Annotated in this window: 21 protein-coding genes and 1 riboswitch; of the genes, 3 read left to right on the top strand and 18 right to left on the bottom strand. The window is 34.8% G+C overall.

The annotated features are described in order from the left end of the window. Positions 1–75 precede the first annotated feature (75 nt). Positions 76–963: a hypothetical protein gene (locus BUL40_RS07765; protein ID WP_010517194.1), complete on the bottom strand. Its 888-nt coding sequence runs from the start codon at positions 961–963 to the stop codon at positions 76–78. A 159-nt stretch (positions 964–1,122) separates the two neighbouring features. On the opposite strand from BUL40_RS07765, the gene BUL40_RS07770 reads away from it, so the two are divergent. After that, positions 1,123–1,932, top strand: coding sequence for an MBL fold metallo-hydrolase (locus tag BUL40_RS07770; protein ID WP_080318773.1), 810 nt, complete (start codon positions 1,123–1,125; stop codon positions 1,930–1,932). Positions 1,933–1,976: 44 nt separating this feature from the next. Here the strand turns inward: BUL40_RS07770 and ettA are convergent, their stop codons facing one another. The 3 genes from ettA to BUL40_RS07785 are packed head-to-tail and all read right to left on the bottom strand — an operon-like array spanning position 1,977 to position 4,891. Then, positions 1,977–3,668: an energy-dependent translational throttle protein EttA gene (gene ettA, locus BUL40_RS07775; RefSeq protein ID WP_010517196.1), complete on the bottom strand. Its 1,692-nt coding sequence runs from the start codon at positions 3,666–3,668 to the stop codon at positions 1,977–1,979. A gap of 19 nt (positions 3,669–3,687) precedes the next feature. Next, complete coding sequence (locus tag BUL40_RS07780; protein ID WP_095529367.1) at positions 3,688–3,864, bottom strand: CAL67264 family membrane protein; 177 nt, start codon at positions 3,862–3,864, stop codon at positions 3,688–3,690. A gap of 49 nt (positions 3,865–3,913) precedes the next feature. After that, positions 3,914–4,891, bottom strand: coding sequence for a Gfo/Idh/MocA family protein (locus BUL40_RS07785; protein WP_080318774.1), 978 nt, complete (start codon positions 4,889–4,891; stop codon positions 3,914–3,916). Positions 4,892–4,965: 74 nt separating this feature from the next. Between BUL40_RS07785 and BUL40_RS07790 the strand changes: the two genes are divergently transcribed. Then, the gene (locus BUL40_RS07790; RefSeq protein ID WP_080318775.1) at positions 4,966–6,594 is read left to right on the top strand and encodes an acyl-CoA carboxylase subunit beta; all 1,629 of its coding nucleotides are present in this window, start codon (positions 4,966–4,968) and stop codon (positions 6,592–6,594) included. Between the two features lie 10 nt (positions 6,595–6,604). On the opposite strand, the gene BUL40_RS07795 is transcribed toward BUL40_RS07790, so the two are convergent. From BUL40_RS07795 to BUL40_RS07840, 10 genes are all read right to left on the bottom strand, one after another. Beyond that, a complete protein-coding gene (locus BUL40_RS07795) occupies positions 6,605–6,883 on the bottom strand; it encodes a Trm112 family protein (RefSeq protein ID WP_010517203.1) in 279 nt (92 codons plus the stop codon). Then, positions 6,880–7,512: a thiamine phosphate synthase gene (locus BUL40_RS07800; protein ID WP_080318776.1), complete on the bottom strand. Its 633-nt coding sequence runs from the start codon at positions 7,510–7,512 to the stop codon at positions 6,880–6,882. The genes BUL40_RS07795 and BUL40_RS07800 overlap by 4 nt, the downstream gene beginning before the upstream one ends. Next, positions 7,503–8,564 carry an AIR synthase-related protein gene (locus BUL40_RS07805; protein ID WP_080318777.1) on the bottom strand — a complete coding sequence of 354 codons (1,062 nt, stop codon included), beginning with the start codon at positions 8,562–8,564 and terminating at the stop codon, positions 7,503–7,505. The genes BUL40_RS07800 and BUL40_RS07805 overlap by 10 nt, the downstream gene beginning before the upstream one ends. Next, positions 8,564–9,292, bottom strand: a complete 729-nt coding sequence (locus tag BUL40_RS07810) for a class I SAM-dependent methyltransferase (RefSeq protein ID WP_080318778.1) — start codon at positions 9,290–9,292, stop codon at positions 8,564–8,566. The genes BUL40_RS07805 and BUL40_RS07810 overlap by 1 nt, the downstream gene beginning before the upstream one ends. A gap of 60 nt (positions 9,293–9,352) precedes the next feature. Further along, positions 9,353–9,446: riboswitch (TPP riboswitch) on the bottom strand. Between the two features lie 118 nt (positions 9,447–9,564). Further along, positions 9,565–10,761, bottom strand: coding sequence for a carboxypeptidase-like regulatory domain-containing protein (locus BUL40_RS07815; RefSeq protein ID WP_080318779.1), 1,197 nt, complete (start codon positions 10,759–10,761; stop codon positions 9,565–9,567). Between the two features lie 298 nt (positions 10,762–11,059). Then, positions 11,060–12,841, bottom strand: a complete 1,782-nt coding sequence (locus BUL40_RS07820; RefSeq protein WP_080318780.1) for a carboxypeptidase-like regulatory domain-containing protein — start codon at positions 12,839–12,841, stop codon at positions 11,060–11,062. A gap of 76 nt (positions 12,842–12,917) precedes the next feature. Next, complete coding sequence (locus tag BUL40_RS07825; protein WP_080318781.1) at positions 12,918–14,264, bottom strand: M24 family metallopeptidase; 1,347 nt, start codon at positions 14,262–14,264, stop codon at positions 12,918–12,920. A gap of 31 nt (positions 14,265–14,295) precedes the next feature. Next, positions 14,296–15,360 (bottom strand): AMP-binding protein, encoded by a 1,065-nt coding sequence (locus BUL40_RS07830; protein WP_080318782.1) that lies wholly within the window; start codon positions 15,358–15,360, stop codon positions 14,296–14,298. Beyond that, on the bottom strand, positions 15,332–16,264 hold the full coding sequence (locus BUL40_RS07835) for a CPBP family intramembrane glutamic endopeptidase (protein ID WP_080318783.1): 933 nt from the start codon (positions 16,262–16,264) through the stop codon (positions 15,332–15,334). Before BUL40_RS07835 ends, BUL40_RS07830 begins: the two co-directional genes overlap by 29 nt. Then, the gene (locus BUL40_RS07840) at positions 16,255–17,307 is read right to left on the bottom strand and encodes an o-succinylbenzoate synthase (RefSeq protein WP_080318784.1); all 1,053 of its coding nucleotides are present in this window, start codon (positions 17,305–17,307) and stop codon (positions 16,255–16,257) included. The genes BUL40_RS07835 and BUL40_RS07840 overlap by 10 nt, the downstream gene beginning before the upstream one ends. A 45-nt stretch (positions 17,308–17,352) precedes the next feature. Between BUL40_RS07840 and BUL40_RS07845 the strand changes: the two genes are divergently transcribed. Beyond that, positions 17,353–18,141, top strand: coding sequence for an SDR family oxidoreductase (locus BUL40_RS07845; RefSeq protein ID WP_080318785.1), 789 nt, complete (start codon positions 17,353–17,355; stop codon positions 18,139–18,141). Position 18,142: 1 nt separating this feature from the next. Here the strand turns inward: BUL40_RS07845 and BUL40_RS07850 are convergent, their stop codons facing one another. The 4 genes from BUL40_RS07850 to BUL40_RS07865 form a co-directional block, all read right to left on the bottom strand. Continuing rightward, complete coding sequence (locus BUL40_RS07850; protein ID WP_080318786.1) at positions 18,143–20,101, bottom strand: sensor histidine kinase; 1,959 nt, start codon at positions 20,099–20,101, stop codon at positions 18,143–18,145. A gap of 638 nt (positions 20,102–20,739) precedes the next feature. Continuing rightward, complete coding sequence (locus BUL40_RS07855; RefSeq protein WP_080318787.1) at positions 20,740–21,498, bottom strand: LytR/AlgR family response regulator transcription factor; 759 nt, start codon at positions 21,496–21,498, stop codon at positions 20,740–20,742. Between the two features lie 33 nt (positions 21,499–21,531). Continuing rightward, positions 21,532–22,440, bottom strand: coding sequence for a 1,4-dihydroxy-2-naphthoate octaprenyltransferase (menA, locus tag BUL40_RS07860; protein ID WP_080318788.1), 909 nt, complete (start codon positions 22,438–22,440; stop codon positions 21,532–21,534). Continuing rightward, complete coding sequence (locus tag BUL40_RS07865) at positions 22,441–23,034, bottom strand: SPOR domain-containing protein (RefSeq protein WP_010517223.1); 594 nt, start codon at positions 23,032–23,034, stop codon at positions 22,441–22,443. Positions 23,035–23,162: the final 128 nt, after the last annotated feature.

Consider the following 23,162-nt stretch of genomic DNA (forward strand, 5'->3'; position numbering starts at 1 on the left):
TAAAAAAAACACCAAAATAAAAAAGGGCATCCGTTAAACGGATGCCCTTTTTAAGTGTAATGTGGATAGTGTTGTTTATTTTAAAGTGAACTTAGATGTTCCTAGCAATTTTAAACCATCGTCATAAACATTAACCATGTAATTTCCTTTCTGGAACTCTGCAGCTGGTTTGTTTATATAATCACAAACATCTAAAGCACTATTTTCGTAATAGAAACTTGTACCCTTGCTATAAGTTATACTAGCGCCATTTTCGTTGCTTTTGGTAAAACTCTCTCCCAATACATTACCTTGAGGATCCAATACTTCAATAAAGAACTCACGGTCTCCTGCTTGCGCAATAGAATTATCGGCAACGGTAAAACATACTTTAAATTTATCTGTTGCACGAGCCCTAGATGTAGAAACTAATTTTCCACTACTACGTTCTTTTACGGCATCAATCTTAAAATTAGATAAATTTAACGCAGAACCTCTTTCTACTGCTTCTGCCAATTGCGTATTCTGTACTACTAAAGAATCATTAAAAACTGTTTGTTTTTCTAATTCTGTATAGGTACTATCTCTTTGCATAGCCAATAGCGTGTTACTTTGGGTTAAGCTATCAACTTGTTTTAACAATTGCTCTCTTTCTGCTTTTAACACAGAAACTTGTCTTCTATATCTAGATAGAGTGGCAACGTCTGCCTTCATCGTTTTAATAGAATCAATATATTTTGCAATGTTGTCTCTAGCTGCAACCAACTCTTCATTAGTGGCATTACTTTCTAAAATAGCTTTGTCATACTCAGATTTAAGACTATTTAAATCCTCTACAACCATCTCTTTCTCTTGTGTAAGAGCTGCAGCAGTTTTCTGCTTGTCTTGGTAAAGGCTAACCGTGTAGATCAACAAACCTACTAATACAACGCCTAATAAACCGGCTATTACCTTTAAACTGTTGTTACTTTTTGCTTCACTCATAATATTAAGTTTTAACGCTTTAAACAAATATAAATTTGTTAGTGTCTGTTTTATATACGTACTTGGTTAAGGTTTGGATGTTGCCTTTTGAAAAAATTGTTAAATAAATAGTACCAAGCTTAGGTATTTTATAGCTTTAACTAAAAAGATAATTATATTATGAATTGGAAATCAGCCTTTTACGCGTCTTTAACTTGTGTTTTTTTATTCTCTTGTGGAAATAAAAAAAAATCAGAAAATTCTAAACCTAATCATCTTACACAGGAAGGCAATAGCAAAGAACTAGCTACAAAAACCGCTAGCACGCTAACTATTAATCCTATTGAGCACGCTACCATGGTTTTAGAAAAAAACGGAACTGTTGTTTATATTGACCCAGTTGGTGGAGCAGAGAAATTTGAATCATACAAAATGCCCAATTACATCTTAATAACAGATATTCATGGAGATCACTTAAATGTGGAAACTTTATCTGGATTATCGTTAGATGATGTAAAAATTATAGCACCAAGCGCTGTTGCCGAAAAATTACCTGAAGACTTAAAAGGTAAAACAATTGTCCTAAATAATGGTGATACCGAACAATTGAACACCGAACTTTCCGTTAACGCCATTCCTATGTATAATTTAAGAGAAGAAGCGCTAAAATTTCATGAGAAAGGACGTGGAAACGGTTATGTTTTAAATTGGATTGATGAAAGAATTTATATTTCTGGCGACACTGAGGATATTCCAGAAATGCGAAATTTAAAAAATATTGACAAGGCCTTTGTTTGTATGAACCTACCTTATACAATGCCAGTTGCCAGTGCAGCTGCTGCTGTAACTGATTTTGAACCAACTGTGGTTTACCCATACCACTATAGGGGAACTCAAGGGTTAAGCGATATTGAAGAATTTAAACGTTTGGTCTTAGCAGAAAAGCCAAACATTGAAGTAAACTTTTTAAATTGGTATCCTGCACAGTAAATTAAAAAAGCCAGCTTATAGCTGGCTTTTCTTTTATTAAGTTATTACCTAACCAATTTTTTGTATTTAATACGTTTTGGCATAATATCACCTCCCAGTCGCTTTTTCTTATTCTCTTCATAATCCGAAAAAGAACCTTCAAAAAAGTATACTTGGGAATCACCTTCAAAGGCAAGGATGTGCGTACAAATTCTATCTAAAAACCACCTATCGTGAGAAATAATTACCGCACAACCAGCAAAATTTTCCAAACCTTCTTCCAGTGCACGTAGCGTATTTACGTCCAAATCGTTAGTAGGCTCATCTAATAGTAAAACATTACCTTCTTCCTTAAGGGTCATTGCCAAATGCAAACGGTTTCTTTCCCCACCAGATAACATGTTTACTTTTTTGTTTTGCTCACTTCCAGAAAAATTAAAACGACTTAAGTAAGCTCTAGAATTAACTTGCTTACCCCCCATCATGATTAATTCTTGCTCATCACTAAAATTTTGCCAAATGGTCTTTTCAGGATCTATATTGGAATGCGACTGGTCCACGTAGGCAATCTTAGCGGTGTCTCCAACCACAAATTCACCTTTATCTGCCGTTTCTTCCCCCATAATCATTCTAAAAATGGTAGTTTTACCGGCCCCGTTAGGTCCAATAATGCCAACAATACCTGCCTGTGGTAAATTAAAGTTCAGGTCTTCATAAAGTAGTTTATCGCCATACGCTTTACTAACTCCTTTGGCTTCTATAACATTTGTGCCCAGTCTAGGACCATTTGGTATGTAAATCTCTAGCTTTTCTTCTAATTGTTTTTGGTCTTGGTTGGCCAATTTATCGTAATTTTTTAAACGGGCTTTCTGTTTGGCCTGTCTACCTTTTGCCCCTTGTCTTACCCAATCCAATTCTCGCTCCAAAGTCTTTTGACGTTTAGAAGCTTGTTTGCTTTCTTGCGCTAAACGTTTTGCTTTTTGATCCAACCATCCAGAATAATTACCTTTCCATGGAATGCCTTCTCCCCTATCCAATTCTAAGATCCATCCCGCAACGTTATCTAAAAAATATCTATCGTGCGTAACTGCAATCACCGTTCCCTTATATTGAGCCAAATGATGCTCTAACCAGTGTACGGATTCTGCATCTAGGTGGTTGGTAGGCTCATCTAGCAATAATACATCTGGTTCTTGCAACAACAACCTACACAATGCTACCCTACGCCTTTCGCCTCCAGAAAGTACACCAATTTTTTTATCGGCATCTGGGGTTCTCAAAGCATCCATGGCAATTTCTAACTTGGTATCTAATTCCCATGCATTACTGGCATCTATTTGATCTTGCAGTTTGGCCTGTTTGTCCATAAGCTTCTGCATCTTGTCCGCATCCTCGTAAACTTCTGGCAAACCAAACATGTCGTTGATTTTATTATACTCTTCTAATACCGCAACCGTTTCTGCTACACCTTCTTTAACCACATCTAAAACCGTTTTCTCCTCGTCTAACTGTGGCTCTTGTTCTAAATAACCTACAGAATAACCTGGTGAGAAAACAACATCTCCTTGAAAATTTTTATCTACCCCCGCAATTATTTTTAATAAGGTAGATTTACCAGAACCATTTAATCCTAAGATTCCTATTTTAGCTCCGTAAAAGAAACTTAAATAAATATTTTTTAATACTGGGGTATTGGCGTTTTTGTAGGTCTTAGTGACCCCAGACATTGAAAATATTACTTTTTTATCGTCAGACATTTGTCGTAAATTAATTTGTTTAAACTCTACCTTTTAAGGCATTAAAAACCCAAGCAACGGCAAAAAAACCTATTCCCACGGCTGCAAAACCATATCCGGCTACTTCATCATATTTAAAGGCCCCTAAAGCAATCATACCTAAGCCTACCAATATCATAATAAAGGTAGCAATAGCCAATACTTTATTCTTATCCATCATGTTTCAAATTCTTTAAAAGTTGACAAATATCCGAAAATAGAACATTTTACTCAAAAGGAAACTTCACTCCAATGATTTTTCTAACATCATCCATCATTTTGAGCAAATTTCTACTGTCTTGTAAAGACCAAAGTTCACTTTCTGTTTTACCGTTATTTAAGCAGTTCATAACTTCAAGAATTTCATAATAGTAACCCATACCAATTGTAGGGATTGAGAATTCTTCTATTTCGTTATTTCTTTCTAGCCTATACGTCTCTGCCATATGCCACTGTTGGCCTATATGGATACTTCCTGTGGTTCCTACCACTTTTGCCTTGGTCTCTAAGTGGGTTCCCAAACCAGAATGTAAGATGGCTTGGGCATTTTCATAATCAAGAATAATAGAAACTTGTTGTTCTATTCCTGTTTTATAAAAGTTAGCACTAGCATATATTTTTTTTGGTTTACCCAAAAACAAATAAGCAAAAAACAGCGGGTAAATACCAATATCTAGCAACGAGCCGCCAGCCAAATTAGGATTCAATAATCGTTTGCCATCACCCCGATCTAATCCGTAAAAGGTAAAGTCTGCATTAACATAGCCTATGTCACCTATGGTTTCCGCATCTACTAATTCTTTCACCATTTTAATAGTTGGGTTAAACCTAGACCACAATGCCTCCATTAAAAAGCGCTTTTTTTGCTTTGCCAAAGCAATCATCTCTTCTAGCTGCTTACTATTTACCCCAATTGGCTTTTCGCATAACACATGTTTACCATGTTGTAAGGCCAACATGGTATGCGCAAAATGAAAATTATGTGGTGTTGCTATATAAATAACCTCTGCATCACTTTCTATTAAAAGTTTTTCATAACTTCCATAGGCGGCATCTGCGTTATAGGTTTCTGCAAACATTTTAGCCTTTTCCAAATCCCTTGAGGCTACAGCCGATAATTCTGCTTCTTTAACCAATGCTAAATCCTTTGCGAATTTTCCTGCTATATTACCAAGGCCAATTATTCCCCATTTAGTTTTTTTCATACTCCAAGTTCTAAGCATAAAGTTACTTAATAATCATCCGTATCTTTACAAGAGTTTACAACAATTTATGCTGAATGGACTTAAATTTTAACAAAAACGAAGATTACAACAAACTGCTACGTTCAGACCTTAATAGGCGCTTGGCCAAGGTAAAATTAGGTGGAGGAACCAAACGTATTGAAAAACACAAAGCAAAAGGAAAACTAACTGCAAGAGAAAGAATAGGGTATTTATTGGACAGTGATGAAGAAGCAATAGAAATTGCCGCCTTTGCAGGAGAAGATATGTACACGGAACACGGTGGTTGCCCATCTGGTGGTGTAGTGGTTAAAATAGGAAAAGTAAAAGGCAAACAATGTATAGTTGTTGCAAACGATGCTACAGTAAAAGCTGGAGCTTGGTTTCCAATAACTGGAAAAAAGAACCTTAGAGCACAGGAAATTGCCATAGAAAACAAATTGCCCATAATTTATTTAGTAGATAGTGCTGGCGTTTATCTACCCATGCAAGACGAAATTTTTCCTGATAAAGAACATTTTGGCAGAATCTTTAGAAATAATGCCGTAATGAGCAGTATGGGCATTACCCAAATTGCTGCGGTAATGGGCAGTTGTGTGGCAGGTGGCGCTTATTTACCCATTATGAGCGACGAAGCCTTGATAGTAGACAAAACCGCAAGTATTTTTCTTGCCGGATCTTATTTGGTAAAAGCTGCAATAGGTGAATCAATTGATAATGAAACCCTAGGTGGGGCCACAACCCATTGCGAAATAAGTGGAGTTACCGATTATAAAGCGGCAGATGATAAGGACGCCTTAGATAAAATTAAGTCTATAATGGGTAAAATTGGAGATTTTGACAAGGCAGGCTTTAACCGGGAACCTTCTAAATTACCTGCAAAAAACCAAGAAGATATTTTTGGTATTTTACCTAAATCTAGAGGGGACCAGTACGATATGTTGGAAATAATTGAACGTTTGGTAGACGATTCCAAATTTGAACAATATAAACAAGACTACGGTAAAACAATTTTAACTGGCTATGCCAGAATAGATGGTTGGGCAGTTGGTATAATTGCCAACCAACGTAAGGTAGTAAAGACCGGTAAGGGCGAAATGCAGTTTGGCGGTGTTATCTATTCTGACTCTGCAGATAAAGCAACTCGTTTTATAGCAAATTGTAATCAAAAGAAAATACCACTTGTATTCTTGCAAGATGTGACTGGCTTTATGGTTGGTAGTAAAAGTGAACATGGTGGCATCATAAAAGACGGCGCCAAAATGGTAAATGCGGTGAGCAATTCTGTTGTACCCAAATTTACCGTTGTAATTGGTAATAGTTATGGGGCAGGAAATTATGCCATGTGCGGAAAAGCTTATGACCCTAGATTAATTTGTGCTTGGCCCAGTGCCGAATTGGCCGTAATGAGCGGTAACTCTGCCGCGAAAGTATTATTGCAAATAGAAAAGGCATCATTAGAGAAACAAGGTGAAGCCTTTGACGCTGAAAAAGAAAAAGCACTGTACAGTAAGATTAAAGCACGATATGACAACCAAATATCTCCTTATTATGCAGCTGCTAGAATTTGGACCGATGCTATAATTGACCCAATGGATACGAGAAAATGGATAAGTACCGGAATAGAAGCGGCCAACCATGCTCCTATAGAAAAACAATTTAACATGGGGGTGCTACAAGTGTAGCCCCCTTTTTTTAACTGTCTAATTCTAGGATTTTCTCTTGATTATCTTCAAGATTTAAGGTCTCTAGTTTTCCCCATTTTTTAAGTAACGGTTCTTCCAATGCTTTTTCCCTAAATTCATCTGGGGTCATAATTGGAATACCATAAATTACCGGATAATAACGTTTGCATTTGGGGCAAGTCATTAATGCCTCAATTATTTGACCTTCTTCGTCTTGTAAAAATATCTGTGTTTTTAAATCTGCCTTATCTATAGGGCAACACAATTTATTCAAGAATTCTTTTCTCATAATAGTGTACGTATTTTTAGGGCATATGATTTTGTGGTCGTAGCTATGTCATTAGCTTTCATAATGCCAGAGATTACAGCTATCCCTTGAATAGGATATTGTTTTAGGTTATTAATGGTTTTATGATTGATGCCGCCAGAAACAAAGAAGGGAAGTTTTGTTATTGCCCTTGCATTCTTTATGGTCTCTAGTGATACCAGTTCACAATCTATAGCAGATTGGGAGGGAAAAACGGCACAGAATGATATATAATCTAGGTTATTTGCCACGGCCTTCTTTATGACTTCCAAATCATTGGAACACGTAAGCCCAAATAAGTAGTTATTCCCAAAATTGTTTTTATTAAAGTTATTTGGAATGGTATCCAAATGAAACCCATCCACCTTAATAAAAGGTTCCAATTCTAAATTTTCGTTTATAAGAAGCGGTATTTTATGGTATGAAGTTAGTTCGTATAAACGAGCTACTAAGACCACTTTTTCTTCAACGGAAATACCTGTTGGCCAATTGTTCCATATCTGTACTAGGTTGACTCCGTTCTCCAATGCAATTTCTACTTTATCCAGCAATTCCTCTAAAGGGAGTGCAGGGTCCACAACAAGATAAAGTCCTCCTATATCTAACTCCATCCGTTTTCCAAAGCTTTAAAATAAGCCTCCCAATAAGGGTCTATACCGTTAAACGTTATGTTGGACCACGTTTGACCTTTTTTTATACTACAGGCTTCTCCTGCTTTAGAAAAGTTACCTATCTGTTTGGCATCAATTTTATGTTTGGCCAAATGTTGAACCAAGCTTTCAGCTTTTTCTTGCTTAACCATTATTAACATAGCCCCGGTTCCTAAAGAGAATCTATGGTCAATACCAAACAACTCTGTAATTGCCTTTTGGGTAGTACCTAAAGGAATTAATTCATCTTTAATATCAAAACCGATTCCGCAGGCTTCTGCAACTTCCATAAGGCCACCTACAACACCACCTTCCGTAACATCATGCATGGCATGAAGTTCATCATTGGGTATAAGTAACTCACGTGTTATAATAGCTTCTTCTACCACCGAAGTTTTGTAAAATTGATCTGCAGCTAATTTTTGGATTTCTGCCCCTATTAAATCACCAACTTTATTTGGAAAACTAGCTGCTAGAATCGCGGATGAACTGAACGCTGCGCTTTTGGTCACAATAATGGCATCACCTTCTTGTACCCCATCACTTGTTAAAATTTCATCTTTTGGTGCGGTCAAGAACATAGTTCCCCCTCCGGAGATGGTACTTTGTTGTCCTTCTATTTTACAAGTATGCCCTCCTGTAATGGCAATACCTAAACGCTCAGAGAATTCGTGAATGTATTTCCAATATTCCTCAAAATCAGCATTGGACATAGATGCCGGTAAATTTAAAACATACTGTGCGTATTGCGGTTTAAACCCTGTAGTGGCCATATCATTGGCTAAAAGTTGTACCGATAACCAAGCAGATTTCTTTAACCCCATAGAAGGAATTAAAGACAAAGGATCGCTACTTGTTGCTAAAGCCATACCGTTACCTATATCTATAACAGCTGTATCCACACCAAACTTAGGACCTTTTATTACGGTTTCTCTCTTAGCTCCCGTTAGTGGAAAAACCATTTTTTTAAATCCGCTACTGGTTATTTTGCCTAATGGTAAAACTTTACTCATTAGTCCACATCATTTAGTTTAACATGCAATCCAAAAAAATCTCCCACGGGTACGTTCCATTGTTGTACCGGAAACCATTTAGGCAAACCTGTAGTTGTCCAATTAATAGAATAATCCCTGCCCTTTAGGGCTTTATCTATAACCGCTTTTAAGGTTTTAGGCGTATAAAAGTTTGCGGTAACATAAAAGTGGTTTCTACCAAACTGTTGTTGCACCCTTCGTCTAATTAACTTGGGAGTATTTCGATTCATCATACCAAAAACAATTCCATATTTTCCTACCCTTACGGCTTCTCGTATTACTTTAACCGGGTCTTTATAATACTCAAAGGTGGTTACAAACGCCAAAACATCAAAAGTGTGATCTTTAAATGGCATATGATGACTATCTGCCATTACCAAGTCGCCCTGAAAACGTTGGGCGGCCTGCCCAAGCATAAAGGGTGAAATATCGCCACCGCATGCTTCTATTCCAATTTCTTGCCACCAACGCGTAAATCTAGTAGTTCCACAACCAAATTCTAACAGGGTATTGATACGGTCATCGCTCTTTACCAATGAGGCCAACACCTTTTTCTGCCAAACTTCTGCTCTTTTGTAAGGCCCTTCATAGTATTCTTCGTAAGTATCGGTATATTTTCTATTAAAAAACCACTCGTCCCTACCTTGCCATTGTTGCAAATTCTGGGTAACTAATTGAAAGCTTTCTTTTTCTTGTAAATTACTCATATTCAGGTATACATTAATTATACACCTGAAGCTAGATAAGTAGAATAGGTTCTATGCTGAACTAAGTGTCCTTAACTTTCCTACGCTGGTATTATCCAGTTCAGGTTTACGGGTATATTCTCAGCACCAATTAGGAGCACCCCGAGCTACAGGCTAAGGTACGAACCTTTTACGCAAGTAATAAATTTTTGATTTAAAAATTAATTGTACAGCTTTAAAAAACCAAAATAGATTCTAATGAATGACCTTTTTTTAAAATGGAATTATATAATTTAATCTGTTTTTGACAATTGAATATTAAAAATAAATCTATTCTTTATTTTAAATTGTTTATTGACAAAACCTTTTTTAAAGTAACTAATCAAATCGCCTTTTTTTCCTTCTATCTTGTATCTGCCATTCTTATTGGTAAATACACTTTGCTTAGTTCTATGATTAAATACCTCTACTCCTGCTATCATTTTTCCATTCAAAATTGCGAACCCAGATAAAAATTTCTTTGCTAATCGACGTTTTTCACTTTGTTTTAAGTATCTGTTATATTTTTTTTCATCTACAATTAATGAACTTTCTAGAGAATAAGCCATATTTAAATTTGTAAAACGTTCCCACTTTGACTGGCTTGCATATCTCCTATAAGAACCATGCCCATCATCTATTGTATTTGTCCATCCATTGTTCTCTAGGTTAAATTTTTCTTGTGTAAAATCTTTAACTGCGGCTAATATTAGCCCCAAGTCTGATTCACCGTAAATTTTAAGTAATTCAATAGCGATTATAAAATCATTCTCTACAAAAATTGAATAGGGTTTTAAGTCTACACTTACCATACGTTCACCACGAGTAATAGTTTTAACGATATTCTCGTTAGACTTATTTAAATTTGATAAAGGAATTCTTAAATTTCTATCTATATTATAAATATTTACCCTTATCAATAAACTATCAGAAGGATTGTTTACGACCTCAAAAGTAAATTTATCCAGCCTTCTTAATCCACTTTTCACAACAACTTTTGTAGCTAATTCTCCACCAAGAGCAATGTTATCTTTAAAATATCCATACACTTCCTCTCCTAAGTTAGCATAACCAATATTCTCTGGAACAAGTAGAACTCTTTTGTCCGTAACTACAACTTCATTCAAATTGTAGGTAGTTGGAATTAATTCTACTTTAGGATAATCCGCATAAACGATATCTGCTTCTTTAACTAATATCTTTTTAGTTTCATAACCAAGTGAAGAAAATACCAGTGTATCTGTGGGTTTAATGTGCAGATTATTCAAGGGTAAATGAAAGAATCCTTCTTCATCACTGACCGTACCTATTCCTTTTTCTAATATACCAATATTTACAAAGGGAATTGGATTCTTACTGGAAGCATTCAAAACCTGACCCTTATAGTCTTGCTGGGGATACATTTTATTAACAAAACAGATTAAGAAAATGAAAATGATAAAGATTCTCATTGATAAGATATTATATTTATTGTATTGTAAATCAAAATATTAAATCTTTTAGACAGCAAGGATTAATATGAATTTGTTTCTTTTAATTACTATGCATTAAAAAAAGAATATGAGCCACTAATAAGTAAATTTGATACTTTACTTATTACGGTTTCTTAATTTAAAAGAAACAAACACCATTTCTTACCGTTAGGGATATAAATGACTTGGAGGAAAAGTGAATTCGTCTACATTCAATCCATTATTGCTTAAATATATATCTAATAGAACATCGATAAATACGGTTTTGGTAATTTACCTATCTAGAAACCACTTTAAGGGGAGAATTAACAGTGAACAATTCATGGTTTACTCCCTTTATACCTAATTTAAATAGTTGCACGGTTTTATTTTGCATATGAGTACCATAGTTTTCGTAAATAGTGGCTTTAAGGTAAGTTGGCGTTAAACTTTTGTTGCCATAATAAGTAATATTCACCTTCCATGTACCTGGCAGAGAATTATCTAATAAGTACTCTTTTACATTATAACCAAAATCTTTTTCTCTTTTAATTTCTTCTTGAGAATCTGCAAGACTATGTTTCCATAAATAATACTGATTTTCTGGATTTACAAACTGTAAATCAAATTCCGCCTCACTATCATTCCATTCAAACACCAGACGAGTACCCTTAAACTCCTCTTCCGCTACAAATAATTGATTTTTAGATTTATTTACTATTGTATTTTTATCCAGTAACAGCAAATTATTAAACTCTCTACTAATTATTGGATCAAAACCAATAGAGTCTTGACTTAAAAAACCTTCCTGCACAAGATATTGATATCTAGAATAAATTGAGGCGGCTTGCTTGGAAGCATCTAAATCCCTGTAACTATTTGCCAGGTCCATATAACTCTGAACATAATTAGGGCGCTGAACAAAAATTTCTTTATAAGTCTCGTTTGCTTTTGTATGGTTGCCAAAAAAGTCATACATATAAGCAAGAGCCTTTAAAAGTACAGGATTATCTTGAAAAAGCCCTTGATTTTCAGTTATGATTAGTTTAGCAAAATTATCATCATTTTTTGAAGAAAAATACTTGTAGGCATCTAAAATAAAATAAGGAGAATTGCTATAAGTAGCTTCAAATTTTCCATAAATATTCCTAGCTTCATCTAAGCTACTAGATTTATAAAGTTCTTTTAAATAGGTTGGTTCGTTCTCAAAAACCTTTTCTCTAGAAAGAACAGCTGAAGATAAAAAGTTATTACGTAACCTTGCTTGATCCACTATTTTATTGTTGCCTGCAGTTCCTGTAATCGTATTCACAACAATAACCCCACCGTCTCCTAGGTTACCGTATGCCACCGTGCTTGCTAAATTTCCTAAAATTGCTATTCTTTTGATATTGTTTATATCCACCCAAATTGGAACATTCGTGAAGATTTGTCCATCAACATCAAAAATTGCTGGATTAGAATTGGTCAAAGACCCACCCCCACGTATAAAAACAGCTCCACCTGTTAATGAGGCGGTAGAAATAGAACCAACGCCAAAGGTTTGCTTGCCACTTGTGCAATTACCAACAACACGGATACCTGAAAATCGATTACGAAGTAAATCAAGTAAACAAAGACCAACTGGATTAATTTCATCTTCAGATAACATCCTTACCTTTCCACTTATCCTATCTGCATCTAGATAGCCATAAGCGGTTTTGATAATATTTTTATTGCTAAAATAATCTTCTGATAATTCTTGTTGCGATCTACGTTTACTGGCCTCTACGGTTACCTCTTCTAACTCTTGTACGTCTGGCGTCATTACCAAATTTAAGCGGGTAGTAACATCTTCAACCTTTATTTTAACCTCTTTTAAACCTATAGAACTGAATACGACTATATCTCCCTTATTGGCAATAATCTCATATTCACCTTTGGTATTTGTAAACACTGTATTCTCCGTGTTTTCAATAGCAATCTTAACATTTTCTATTGGGTTGGTGCCATCGGTGATAATTCCTATAATACTGCGTTCTTGTGCCCAAGTTAAATTGGTGAACACAATTAAAACAAAAAATAAAATATTCTTTTTCATAGTGTTTCGTTAAAAAGATTAAAGAAAATGCTCAATTTTAATTAAACGGCTGTTTTACACTAATATACGAATTTTATTATTGCCCCAATTGCGGTTTAACCCTAGGTATTAGCAATAAATTTGTTTGTCTGCCATTTACGTATCTAAACCCATCTTCACCGTAAAATCCAGCTTCTTCTAGCATAATTCGGATATCCCTTTTCCATTCTGGAATATTAACTGTGGTATTAAGCTCAATTGCGTAAACCGTATTTGGGTTTAACGGATAATTTTCACCATCGTCTTTAAACACCCCTCCTTGTGAATCCCACATGCCAATTGTTGTACCTGCAGAGTGCCCGTAAAGACCCAATGGATGCGTATAAATAGCTGGCTTAAACCCTGCTTCTTTAGCTTCTTTTAAGGATTTTGCTAAGATTTCGTTACCAGTACGCCCCTTAATCATATTATTAGTTAAAAAGTCTTGTACTTTATTACCGTCCTTTAAAGCATCTACAAGAAATTGAGGCGCTTTTGTTTCATTTGGTTTTAAAACATAGGCCAGTTCTTGACAATCGGTATTTAAACGCAAATAGGTTATGCCAAAATCACAATGCACCAAGTCTCCGGGCATTATTACCATGTCTTCTGGTCTGCCCGAAAAGGAATATAGGTGCCCTACTAATTCATCGCTAGTTCTTTGCACGTCAACTGTTGGGTGAAACCATGTTTCTAAGCCCAAATCTGTAACCTTTTGTCGCATCCACCACTCTACATCTGTAGTAGTTGTAAAACCAGGGGTAATAACTTTTTCTGAAAACGCTTCTGCAATAATATCGTGGGTAATATCCACTAATTGATTGTAGATTACCATTTCTCTGGCTGTTCTGGTTTCTATCCATCTAACAGCCAATTGTTCCGCAGAAGTTATTTTAGAATGGTACTTTTTTGGCAAAGCTGCCAATAATTCTTCATAATCTGTTTTAACCAAGCCGTCTGCAATATTATGGTCCTTAGAAAAATTTAAGGCTATAGTTTTTGGCTTGCGTTCTTCTATTAATTCTACGAGTCGTTTCCATTGATTGGGTTGTTTTTCCTTTTCCCAGGCAGAAACTATACTCTTACCCACATTGTAACGGGCTACAGCTAATTTTTCTATTGTATTTTTAGTTTTATCCCTGTAGAATAATAAGATTGTTCTACGTCTAGCATTTAACCAAGTTGCGGGTAGCATAGTTTTGATGACAGGGTCTTCATTATATTCCCTTGAAATAACCAACCACATATCTATTTTGGTTTTATCCATTAATTCTGGTAAAAGCACATTAAAACGTTCTTCTAAAATTTCATCTACTATTTGCGCCCTTTCTTTTTCAGAAACTATTTGTTGCGAATAACATAGTGTAGAAATAAATAATACCACTAATAACTTAAAATTTTTCATTGTGAATTGGTTGATTTTGATTGGAATGAAATTACAGAAATAATTTATCTATTGTGGCTTGCCGTTTTACTTTACCCGTATCGGTTTCTACAAATTTGGCTAGTGTGTAAATTGACTTTGGCGTTTCAAATTTGGTTAAATTGGAATGTTGCTTTATCCCTTCTATTATATTTTTGGATACCACCGATTCTTGTTCTATAAGCAAACACAATTTTTGACCTAAGCGCTCATCTTTTACCCCAAATAGAAAAAACCGGTTTTGAATATGAGGCTTTAGCTTTTCCTCAATAACCTCTGGAATCAATTTAATCCCCCCGCTATTGATAACATTGTCCCACCTACCCAACCATTTAAACATCTGGCTTCCTTTTAGTTCAACCATATCATTGGTTTGTATAACTTCAAATGAAACCCTGGGAGCCTTCACTACTAGACAACCTCTTTGGTCTTTATCTATTGTAACCTCCGGTAGTACTCGAAAAAAATTGGATTCTTTAAGATTTTTTGCGGCAATATGGGTTATCGTCTCCGTCATTCCATAGGTTTCAAAACTATTAGTGTTCAAAACCACTAATTCCTCTCTTAGTTCCTTAGATACCGGGGCACCTCCTATAATCAATGTTTTTACTTGATTTAATAAAGCTAAACTGCTAGTTACTTGTAACGGTACCATCGCCACAAAATCAAAATTTTCTTTTAAATCTTTTAAAGGATTATTAGAGGGAGGTACTATAACTAATTCCAAACCAAGGACCATGGCTCTTACCAACATCATCTTACCTGCAATGAATGCTGCTGATAAGCACAATAATGCAGATTCACCAGACTGTAGGTTGAAAAATCTACCTGTGGCCATTGCCGAATTTCGCATGTGTTCTTTTTGCAAAATAATCTGTTTAGGCTTTCCGGTAGAACCTGATGTGAATACCTTTACACTATCGGTTTCAGATAACCAATCCACCAAAAAATCACCTACAGATACTCTATAGTCTTTATCCGAAGCTTGTTCTAGCCGTGCAAAGGTCAACAAGGCTTCTTCAGAAAAAGATTGCCCATTTAATTTAAAATCAGGATGTAGTCGCGTTTTCTTTTGCAAAAAATTCTTCTTTAGTTAAAATCCTGCCAAACAATTTTTCTTTCCAATTTTTCCAATTGTATATTTTTCCGAACAATGCTAACAATATTGGAAAAATAACCAGAACTGGGACCAAAACATCCCAGCCAAGAATTGGCTCAGATACATCGGTATAAATGGAATCTGTTTGAAAAGCAGTCCATTCTGCCGTTAATAATAAGGCTGAAATTAAATTATTGGCTGCGTGAAAACCCAAAGCTAACTCCAATCCCTCATCCATAAGGGTTAATATTCCTAGAAAAAAACCAGTTCCAATGTAATACACCATTATGCCCATACCCAATTTACCCACCTCAGGATTTGCAATATGCATTAAACCAAAGATAATTGATGTGGTAAACAAAGGCACCCATCTATTTTTAGCCAACAACCCCAATCCTTGCATCATGTGGGCCCTAAACAAATACTCCTCAAAACTGGTCTGTAAAGGCACCAATAAAATGGCAATTACTGCCATGGGTATAAATTTATTTAGTTGAAACGTGAACACATAATCTTCTGGAGACATAAATATGTCTGTCATGGTTAAAATAACCGTTAGGGTACCCCAGACGCCAAAAGCAAAAAATACCCTTTTCCAATCAATTTTTTTTCTTGATGTAGTTAAGGCCGTAATACTTTGTCCATGCACTAAAAGCACCCATCCAAGAACAACAAATAAACCAACTACCAATGGTGCCAATAAAAATATTAATGTAATATTTTTACCAAGTTTGTCTATGAGCATGGCCATAGAAGCTTCCACATCCATATTGCTCATTAACGTAGCAATATAGTTGAGTAGCATAAAACCAATAAAACCAATAGGTAACACAAAAAACTTCCATAAACCAGGGGTACTTTTGTAACCTTGTTCTATATACATAAGGCGTTGATTAGATTATCTTGCCAAGATAAGTCATTTCTATAAAACAACTTTCCATTGCTAACGGTAAGGGGAGAATCAAAATTATTGGTAAAAAGACTGCCCGTTCCTAAACCTTGTGGGATTGTTGTATTCAACGTTGCCGTCCATTGCGCTATGGCATTTAATCCCACGTTGCTCTCTAACGCACTTGTTATCCACCAGTTAATCCCTAAAGATTCTGCAATAGTTATCCATTCTTCTGAACCTTTAAACCCACCAACCAAGCTTGGTTTTAGAATAATATAATTGGGCTTTATAGTTTCCAACAAAGCTTTTTTATCCTTATACTTAACTATCCCTATTAACTCTTCATCTAGTGCAATTGGAAGAGGTGATTTTCTACACAAATCAGACATATACTGCAACTGACCTTGCTTAATAGGCTGTTCTATGGAATGCAAATCAAAACTTGCTAAAACAGTTAATCTTTCCAATGCTTTAGAAGGGCCAAACGCACCATTGGCGTCTACTCTCAATTCTATTTCCGAAGCAGAATATCGCTTTCTTATGGACTTTAGTATGGAAATTTCGGTATCAAAATCTATAGCGCCAATTTTCATTTTTATACAATGAAAACCTTCTTTAAGTTTTTGCTGAATTTGCTCCAACATAAAAGACTTATCTCCCATCCAAATAAGTCCGTTTATATTGATAGGCGCTTCATTTTTAACGAAACCAGAAGGGAACAGTTCAAAAGGAGAATTACTATTTAACGATAAAAATGCCTGTTCTAGACCAAACTGGATAGATGGAAATTCTACCAGCTCTTCCAATAATTTGGAGAGGCCCAGATGGATATTTGAACAAGTATAGTGTAGTTTTTTTTCATAATCTGGTCTATCATCAATACTTAGACCCCTTAGAATACCGCACTCGCCAATACCCTGTTTACCGTTTTCTTCTAAAATTATAAACCAAGTTTCCTTTTTTGTAAGCACCCCTCTTGAAGTACCACTTGGCCTTTTAAAATATAAAATATACCTTTTGTAAAATGCTTTCATAGCCTAAACAAATTTAAGTATATTACCTTTTTTACTAGAATTAAAATGAACGAAAAAAAAGTAGTTTGGATAACAGGGGCCTCCTCTGGAATTGGAGAAGCTTTGGTGTACGAATATGCCAGTTTACATTATAACATTATTCTTTCTGCACGTAATACGGAAAAATTAACCGCTATTGCCAATTCAATTAAAGATAGAACAGGTACCGCCATTTTACCGTTGGATTTAAATGAGCTAGACGCCATGGAAACAAAGGCCGAAAAAGCATTCAATTGTTTTGGAAGAATAGATATTTTAATAAATAATGCCGGTATTAGCCAAAGATCATTAATAACGGAAACGTCTTTAGCGGTTTATGAGAAATTAATGCGGGTTAACTATCTAGGAACTGTGGCTTTGACCAAGGCTTTACTACCTTATTACATTAACCAAAAGCACGGTACAATTGGCGTGGTTACTAGCTTAATGGGTAAATTTGCCTCTCCCTACCGATCTGGCTATTGTGGAGCTAAACATGCTTTACATGGTTTTTTTGACGCTTTACGTTTAGAGCATCAAAAAGATGGTATTAGCGTAACCTTAATTTGCCCTGGATTTGTTGCCACTTCAATAGCAAAAAATGCCTTAATAGGCTCTGGGCAAAAACAGGGTACTGATGATAAAGCAACAAGTGAAGGTTTAGCTCCTGAACTTGCCGCCAGAAAAATAAGAGTAGGGTTACAAAAGAAAAAATTTGAAATCTACATTGGCGGAAAAGAACTGTTGGGCATTTACCTAAAACGATTTTTTCCTAAGCTTCTCCACAGGTTAGTACTTAAAAGTACGGTGCGTTAATTTAAAAATTGAACCAAAAACGAACACCTTCTTTTGTATGGTCTACATTAAGTTTAGATTGTAATTGATTTACCAATCTATTTATTAATCTAAAGCCCATAGAGGTATTGGTACGCTCGTCCATATCTTCTGGTAAACCTACACCATTATCAGAATACTCAAAATATCCTTTATCGCCATCTTTACGCAAGTGTATGTAAATTTTACCATTATCGTCACCATCTGGGAATGCGTACTTAAACGTATTGGAAACCAATTCGTTCAAGATAAGTCCAAATGGTATAGCCCTATCAATATCCAGTTCGGTACCTTCTGCATCTACGGTAATACTAATGTTGTGGCCTCCTTTTTTAAATACAGATTGTACACTATTGATTAAGCTTTCTATATAGCCTTGCATCTCAATGTAAGACAGGTCTTCGTTTTGATATAGTTTTTGATGGATAAGTGCCATTGCTTTTACCCTACTTTTTCCTTCTTCTAAAGCGGCAATAGCAGCTTTACTCTTGGTATTGCGGGTCTGTAAACTCAATAAACTAGATACCATTTGTAAATTGTTCTTTACCCTATGGTGAATTTCCCTCAATAAAGATTCTTTTTCTTTTAAAGAGTCTTCTATAAAATGCTTTTGTTCCGCAATTAAGCGCTGGTTTTTTATACTCTTGGCATACGCATATACAAGCCCTATAAGACCCAAAACCGTAAATATCAACGATATTAATACCAAATAAATTCTTTCTCCTTGAGCTTTGAGGTCATTTCTAATTTTCTCATTTGCCATCTTTTGCTCCGCAATAAGTTTTCTAGAATTTTCTAGATCCGAGGTACCTACAATAGCAACCAATTGTTGTTTTAAAATAGAAACCTCATTGGCTTTTAAAGAGTCTTTTATAAAAGCATTTTTCTTGTAAAACTGAGCCGCACTTTTATAATTTTCTATTTTATCATAATACTGGGCCAACAACCTATTTCGTTTAATACGTTGCTCAACTGTCATTTCTTCAAACTCTTCTTCTAAAAGTTTTTTTGCGGTTCTGTTGTTGTCTAGCTGCAAATGTGCTTCTGCTAGGTTTAAAGTATTCTCGGTAATCTGACTTGTAAATTTTCCGTGATTAAACTCTTTAAAGGTTTTTATGCTGTTGTTAAGGTTTGGTATGGCTTCTATATATTGTTTTAAAAGAACCTGACTTTTACCAATGTTACCTTCTACCTCTGCACGCAATGCTTCGCTGTTAAAAATATCTATTTCTGTTTTCTGTATAGAAATATCGTTAATGTAAAGATTTAGGAACGAAATGGATTTGTTAAATTCCGTGAGAGCCGTAGGCGCTGATTTATCTTGATACAGAAAATACCCTATTTTATTATGAAATTGTGCAAAGGCATAGTAATCGTTATCTGGAATAGTTGGTTTTACATCCATTATATACTGCTTCATGGCCTGTCTGTATAAACCCATACTAGCATAAATATCATGATAGGCTACATTTTCTGTTAAACCTAAACTCTTCTTTAGTTCCCTTATCTCTATTTGCTTGTCATACATTTGGAGTCGCTGGTAATTTTCATCCATCAATTCCAACAACAAAGACATTTTGTCTAACTCTAGACTGTCCGTACCATTATATAGTTCTTTGGCAATAGCAATGCTCTTATCATTATCGCCAATATCGCTATACAATTTGGCTTCCATTAATTTGTAAGCCAATATGCCTAGGGTATCATTTGTTTTTTCTGAAGTACTTAGAGATACCCTTACGGACTCTAACCAATCGTATGCAGAGTTTTCTGTGTATCTATTAGGGGTATTAAAAAAGTAGTCTAATTTATTTTGGGCTCCTTCTAAAGAACTAAAGGTCTCTAGTGGATTTACTTCTTGCGAATTTTGTGCCTGCATAGGCAAGCAAAGAAGGGCTGTGGCCAAAAAGGTTAATACTACTAATGTTTGTTTGGGTGTCATATGTTATTCTCGTAACTATAGTTTTCTCTTTCCAATTCTAAACAACTAAATCACATATAGAACTAGAAAACTAGTTCTTTTAAATTTTGCTGTTATTACAAAGCACAAGGTGGTTACATAACTAAAACTTATATCTTTTTAGTGTGCAAAGCAGTAAAAACATTAAGTTTTAAATAAAGACTGTGCATATGGGATTATGCACAGTCTTAACCATTTCGGTTTATGTTTAAAGATAAGATTTGGGTGTTCTTTAAGAACAGTATCAAAAGTAGGTTATTATGGTACTGCGTTTTTTATTTTGTTGTGAAAGGAACCTATTCTGTTGTGAAATAGTTATCCTCAAAGCAGACTTGGTATTTCATCGAAATTTTAGTTATTCAATGGTATAAAATGAAAAAAGCCCCGTTCCGGAGAACAAGGCTTTTTTACGAGAACACTATATGAAAATGAAAAAATTTTGTTTTGTTTTTGGGTAACCCTCTCAAAGAATTACACTGTAAATATACAAGGAGAATAACGCTGCCAACAATTATTGTTGTGTAAGTAGTAAATGCTGTTGCCTACTGGGTTAAATACAATGTGGCATAAAAAAAGCACCTTGTTAAGGTGCCTTATAAATTTTTATGATAAGCTTATACTTAAGAGTTCATAGAAGAAATAATAAATTCTTTAAACTCTTTTGATATAGGAATTAAGTTATTATTTATCATTATGTCTTTAGAATTTATAGCATCTATATGATCAACATTTACAATGTAAGATTTGTGTGCTCTAAAAAATTTATTCTTTGGTAACTTCTCTAAATAATCTTTTAAAGGAGAACGCACCAAGAATTTTTTATTTACCGTGTTTACTTCTAAATAGACGTTATCTGCCTTTATAAATTGTATATCGCTAAACTGTATACGGTAATAAAGATGTTGCTTCTTTACAAAGATAGAATCCTTTAAAACCGAATTGGACGTAAAACTTTCCCCTGCTTTTGTATCTAGATTAGATTTTTCATTAGCCTTTTGCGCATAATTAAAATTTGAAAGCGCAATTTCGATTGAGGTATACAAATCTTGCTGCTCAAAAGGTTTAACCAAGTAACCATCTGGCTTTACGGTTTTTGCATTTTCTACGGTTGCTTTATCTGAGTTGGATGTAACAAAGATGAAAGGGATATTGTAGTTTTTTCTAATATGTTTTCCTAAATCTATACCCGTTTTATCTGAGGCTAAAATAATATCGATTAAAACTAAATCGACATGATTGTTTTTTAAAACTTCTACTGCTTGTTCATAAACAATAACATTATCTACAACTTCATACCCAATCTCTTCTAACATAGATTGCATATCGTCTGCTATAATAACGTTATCCTCAACAATAAGTATTTTGATAGGGTGTTCCAAATTATAAGGCTTTAGAAAAATTTAACATCAAAATTACAAAAAATAATTTAGCGAAAAATAAATTAACAATGCTAATAAAAAAGTGCTCAAAGCCACTACCTTAAGCTCTGGATCTAACAGCTTGGGCTCTTTAATTTTAATAACCCTTATGATATGGAAACCCAAAACCACATAGGGCAGTAAACAAATCATAATTACGGGAGACCACCCAACAAGTAAAAAGTAAAATAGTAAGGTTATAAGACTTAAACCAATTAATACCAGGTGATACTTTTTGCCAGCATTAAAACCCATTTTTACAATTAAAGTATTCTTGCCGGCCTTTGTATCTGACTGTACATCTCTTAAGTTATTCAAGTTTAAAACGGCCACACACAAAAGTCCTATTGTGGTTGCCGGTAAAAGCAATAAAACAGCAAACTGCTTAGTAAATAAAAAGTAGGTACCTAAAACGGCCAACAAGCCAAAAAACAAAAAGACAAAAATATCTCCCAACCCATTATAACCGTAAGCAGATTTACCCACGGTATATTTAATAGCCGCCCAAATTGAAGCTAGACCCAGCACAATAAATAAAAAGATATAAGGCAATTCTTCTTTAGTAAATACCTTCAGAATTAAGATTAATGTTGCTGCAAAGGCTATTACGGACAACATTATTATTCCTAATCTTAATTCTTTAGCCGTAAGCAAACCACTTTGTAAGGCTCTGGCAGGACCTATTCTTTCTTCATTATCCGTTCCTTTAACCCCATCGCCATAATCATTGGCAAAATTGGAAATAATTTGAAATAACACGGTAACCAATATGCAAAGCCAAAAAATTGACGGCTTGGTATACCCTTCAAAATGTGCCAAGGCAGCACCAACTATGATGCCCGAAACCGACAAAGGCAACGTTCTTAAACGAGCGGCACTAAACCACGCTTTAATTTTAGTCAATTAAAAAGGATCTTCTATTTGTAAACGTTCGCCATCTTTGTAAGAAGCCACAAAAGCATCTTCAAAACCTATATTCACCAATTGTTTCCTAAATTTTTGCGCCTCTTCCAAGGTTTCAAAAGTACCTAAAGAATACGCATAAAAAGGATTGGTTTTAACAAATAGAGTATTGGTTAAAGCGTCTGAAGTTAGTGTTACGTTATTATCTACAAATGATTTTACTTGAACGGAATATATCTTCTCTTTCTCTAAAAATTGTTTTGCTAGATAAAATTCTTTAACCAAACTCAATTCTTGGTTTTGTTCTTTAAGATTGTCTATCCTTGCTTTTATCGCATCCAGACTATCAATAGAAACTAAAAGGTTGTTTTGTTGATTGTTGGATGAATTGACCCCAACGGAAAAAGAAGTTAAACCAATTATTCCTAAAATAAACAAGGTTGTTATCCCTACCAAGACGTTGCGCTGAATACGCACTCTCCTTAAATCTTTATTTTTAAATTTTATCTGGTCTAAAAGTCGTTCATTAATAATTTGAGACTTTTCTATATCCTTGTGTAAATCCAGTAAATCCGTTTCTTCAATAAAAGGCATATTAATAGGGGAATTTATAGATTAAAATGAATCTTAAGCTTTAAACAATTACTAAGCAATACGTTACAAATGTAATTTTTTCAAAGATTATTAAAAAAAGTAACAGCTAAAAGTTACTTATTCTACTT

The organism is Croceivirga radicis, from assembly GCF_002072105.2.
Lineage (GTDB): Bacteria > Bacteroidota > Bacteroidia > Flavobacteriales > Flavobacteriaceae > Croceivirga > Croceivirga radicis.

Bases quoted from the DNA above. Each gene is read 5' to 3' on its own strand.
- BUL40_RS07765 (WP_010517194.1), bottom strand. From the start codon at position 963: ATGAGTGAAGCAAAAAGTAACAACAGTTTAAAGGTAATAGCCGGTTTA.
- BUL40_RS07770 (WP_080318773.1), top strand. From the start codon at position 1,123: ATGAATTGGAAATCAGCCTTTTACGCGTCTTTAACTTGTGTTTTTTTA.
- ettA (WP_010517196.1), bottom strand. From the start codon at position 3,668: ATGTCTGACGATAAAAAAGTAATATTTTCAATGTCTGGGGTCACTAAG.
- BUL40_RS07780 (WP_095529367.1), bottom strand. From the start codon at position 3,864: ATGGATAAGAATAAAGTATTGGCTATTGCTACCTTTATTATGATATTG.
- BUL40_RS07785 (WP_080318774.1), bottom strand. From the start codon at position 4,891: ATGAAAAAAACTAAATGGGGAATAATTGGCCTTGGTAATATAGCAGGA.
- BUL40_RS07790 (WP_080318775.1), top strand. From the start codon at position 4,966: ATGGACTTAAATTTTAACAAAAACGAAGATTACAACAAACTGCTACGT.
- BUL40_RS07795 (WP_010517203.1), bottom strand. From the start codon at position 6,883: ATGAGAAAAGAATTCTTGAATAAATTGTGTTGCCCTATAGATAAGGCA.
- BUL40_RS07800 (WP_080318776.1), bottom strand. From the start codon at position 7,512: ATGGAGTTAGATATAGGAGGACTTTATCTTGTTGTGGACCCTGCACTC.
- BUL40_RS07805 (WP_080318777.1), bottom strand. From the start codon at position 8,564: ATGAGTAAAGTTTTACCATTAGGCAAAATAACCAGTAGCGGATTTAAA.
- BUL40_RS07810 (WP_080318778.1), bottom strand. From the start codon at position 9,292: ATGAGTAATTTACAAGAAAAAGAAAGCTTTCAATTAGTTACCCAGAAT.
- BUL40_RS07815 (WP_080318779.1), bottom strand. From the start codon at position 10,761: ATGAGAATCTTTATCATTTTCATTTTCTTAATCTGTTTTGTTAATAAA.
- BUL40_RS07820 (WP_080318780.1), bottom strand. From the start codon at position 12,841: ATGAAAAAGAATATTTTATTTTTTGTTTTAATTGTGTTCACCAATTTA.
- BUL40_RS07825 (WP_080318781.1), bottom strand. From the start codon at position 14,264: ATGAAAAATTTTAAGTTATTAGTGGTATTATTTATTTCTACACTATGT.
- BUL40_RS07835 (WP_080318783.1), bottom strand. From the start codon at position 16,264: ATGTATATAGAACAAGGTTACAAAAGTACCCCTGGTTTATGGAAGTTT.
- BUL40_RS07840 (WP_080318784.1), bottom strand. From the start codon at position 17,307: ATGAAAGCATTTTACAAAAGGTATATTTTATATTTTAAAAGGCCAAGT.
- BUL40_RS07845 (WP_080318785.1), top strand. From the start codon at position 17,353: ATGAACGAAAAAAAAGTAGTTTGGATAACAGGGGCCTCCTCTGGAATT.
- BUL40_RS07850 (WP_080318786.1), bottom strand. From the start codon at position 20,101: ATGACACCCAAACAAACATTAGTAGTATTAACCTTTTTGGCCACAGCC.
- BUL40_RS07865 (WP_010517223.1), bottom strand. From the start codon at position 23,034: ATGCCTTTTATTGAAGAAACGGATTTACTGGATTTACACAAGGATATA.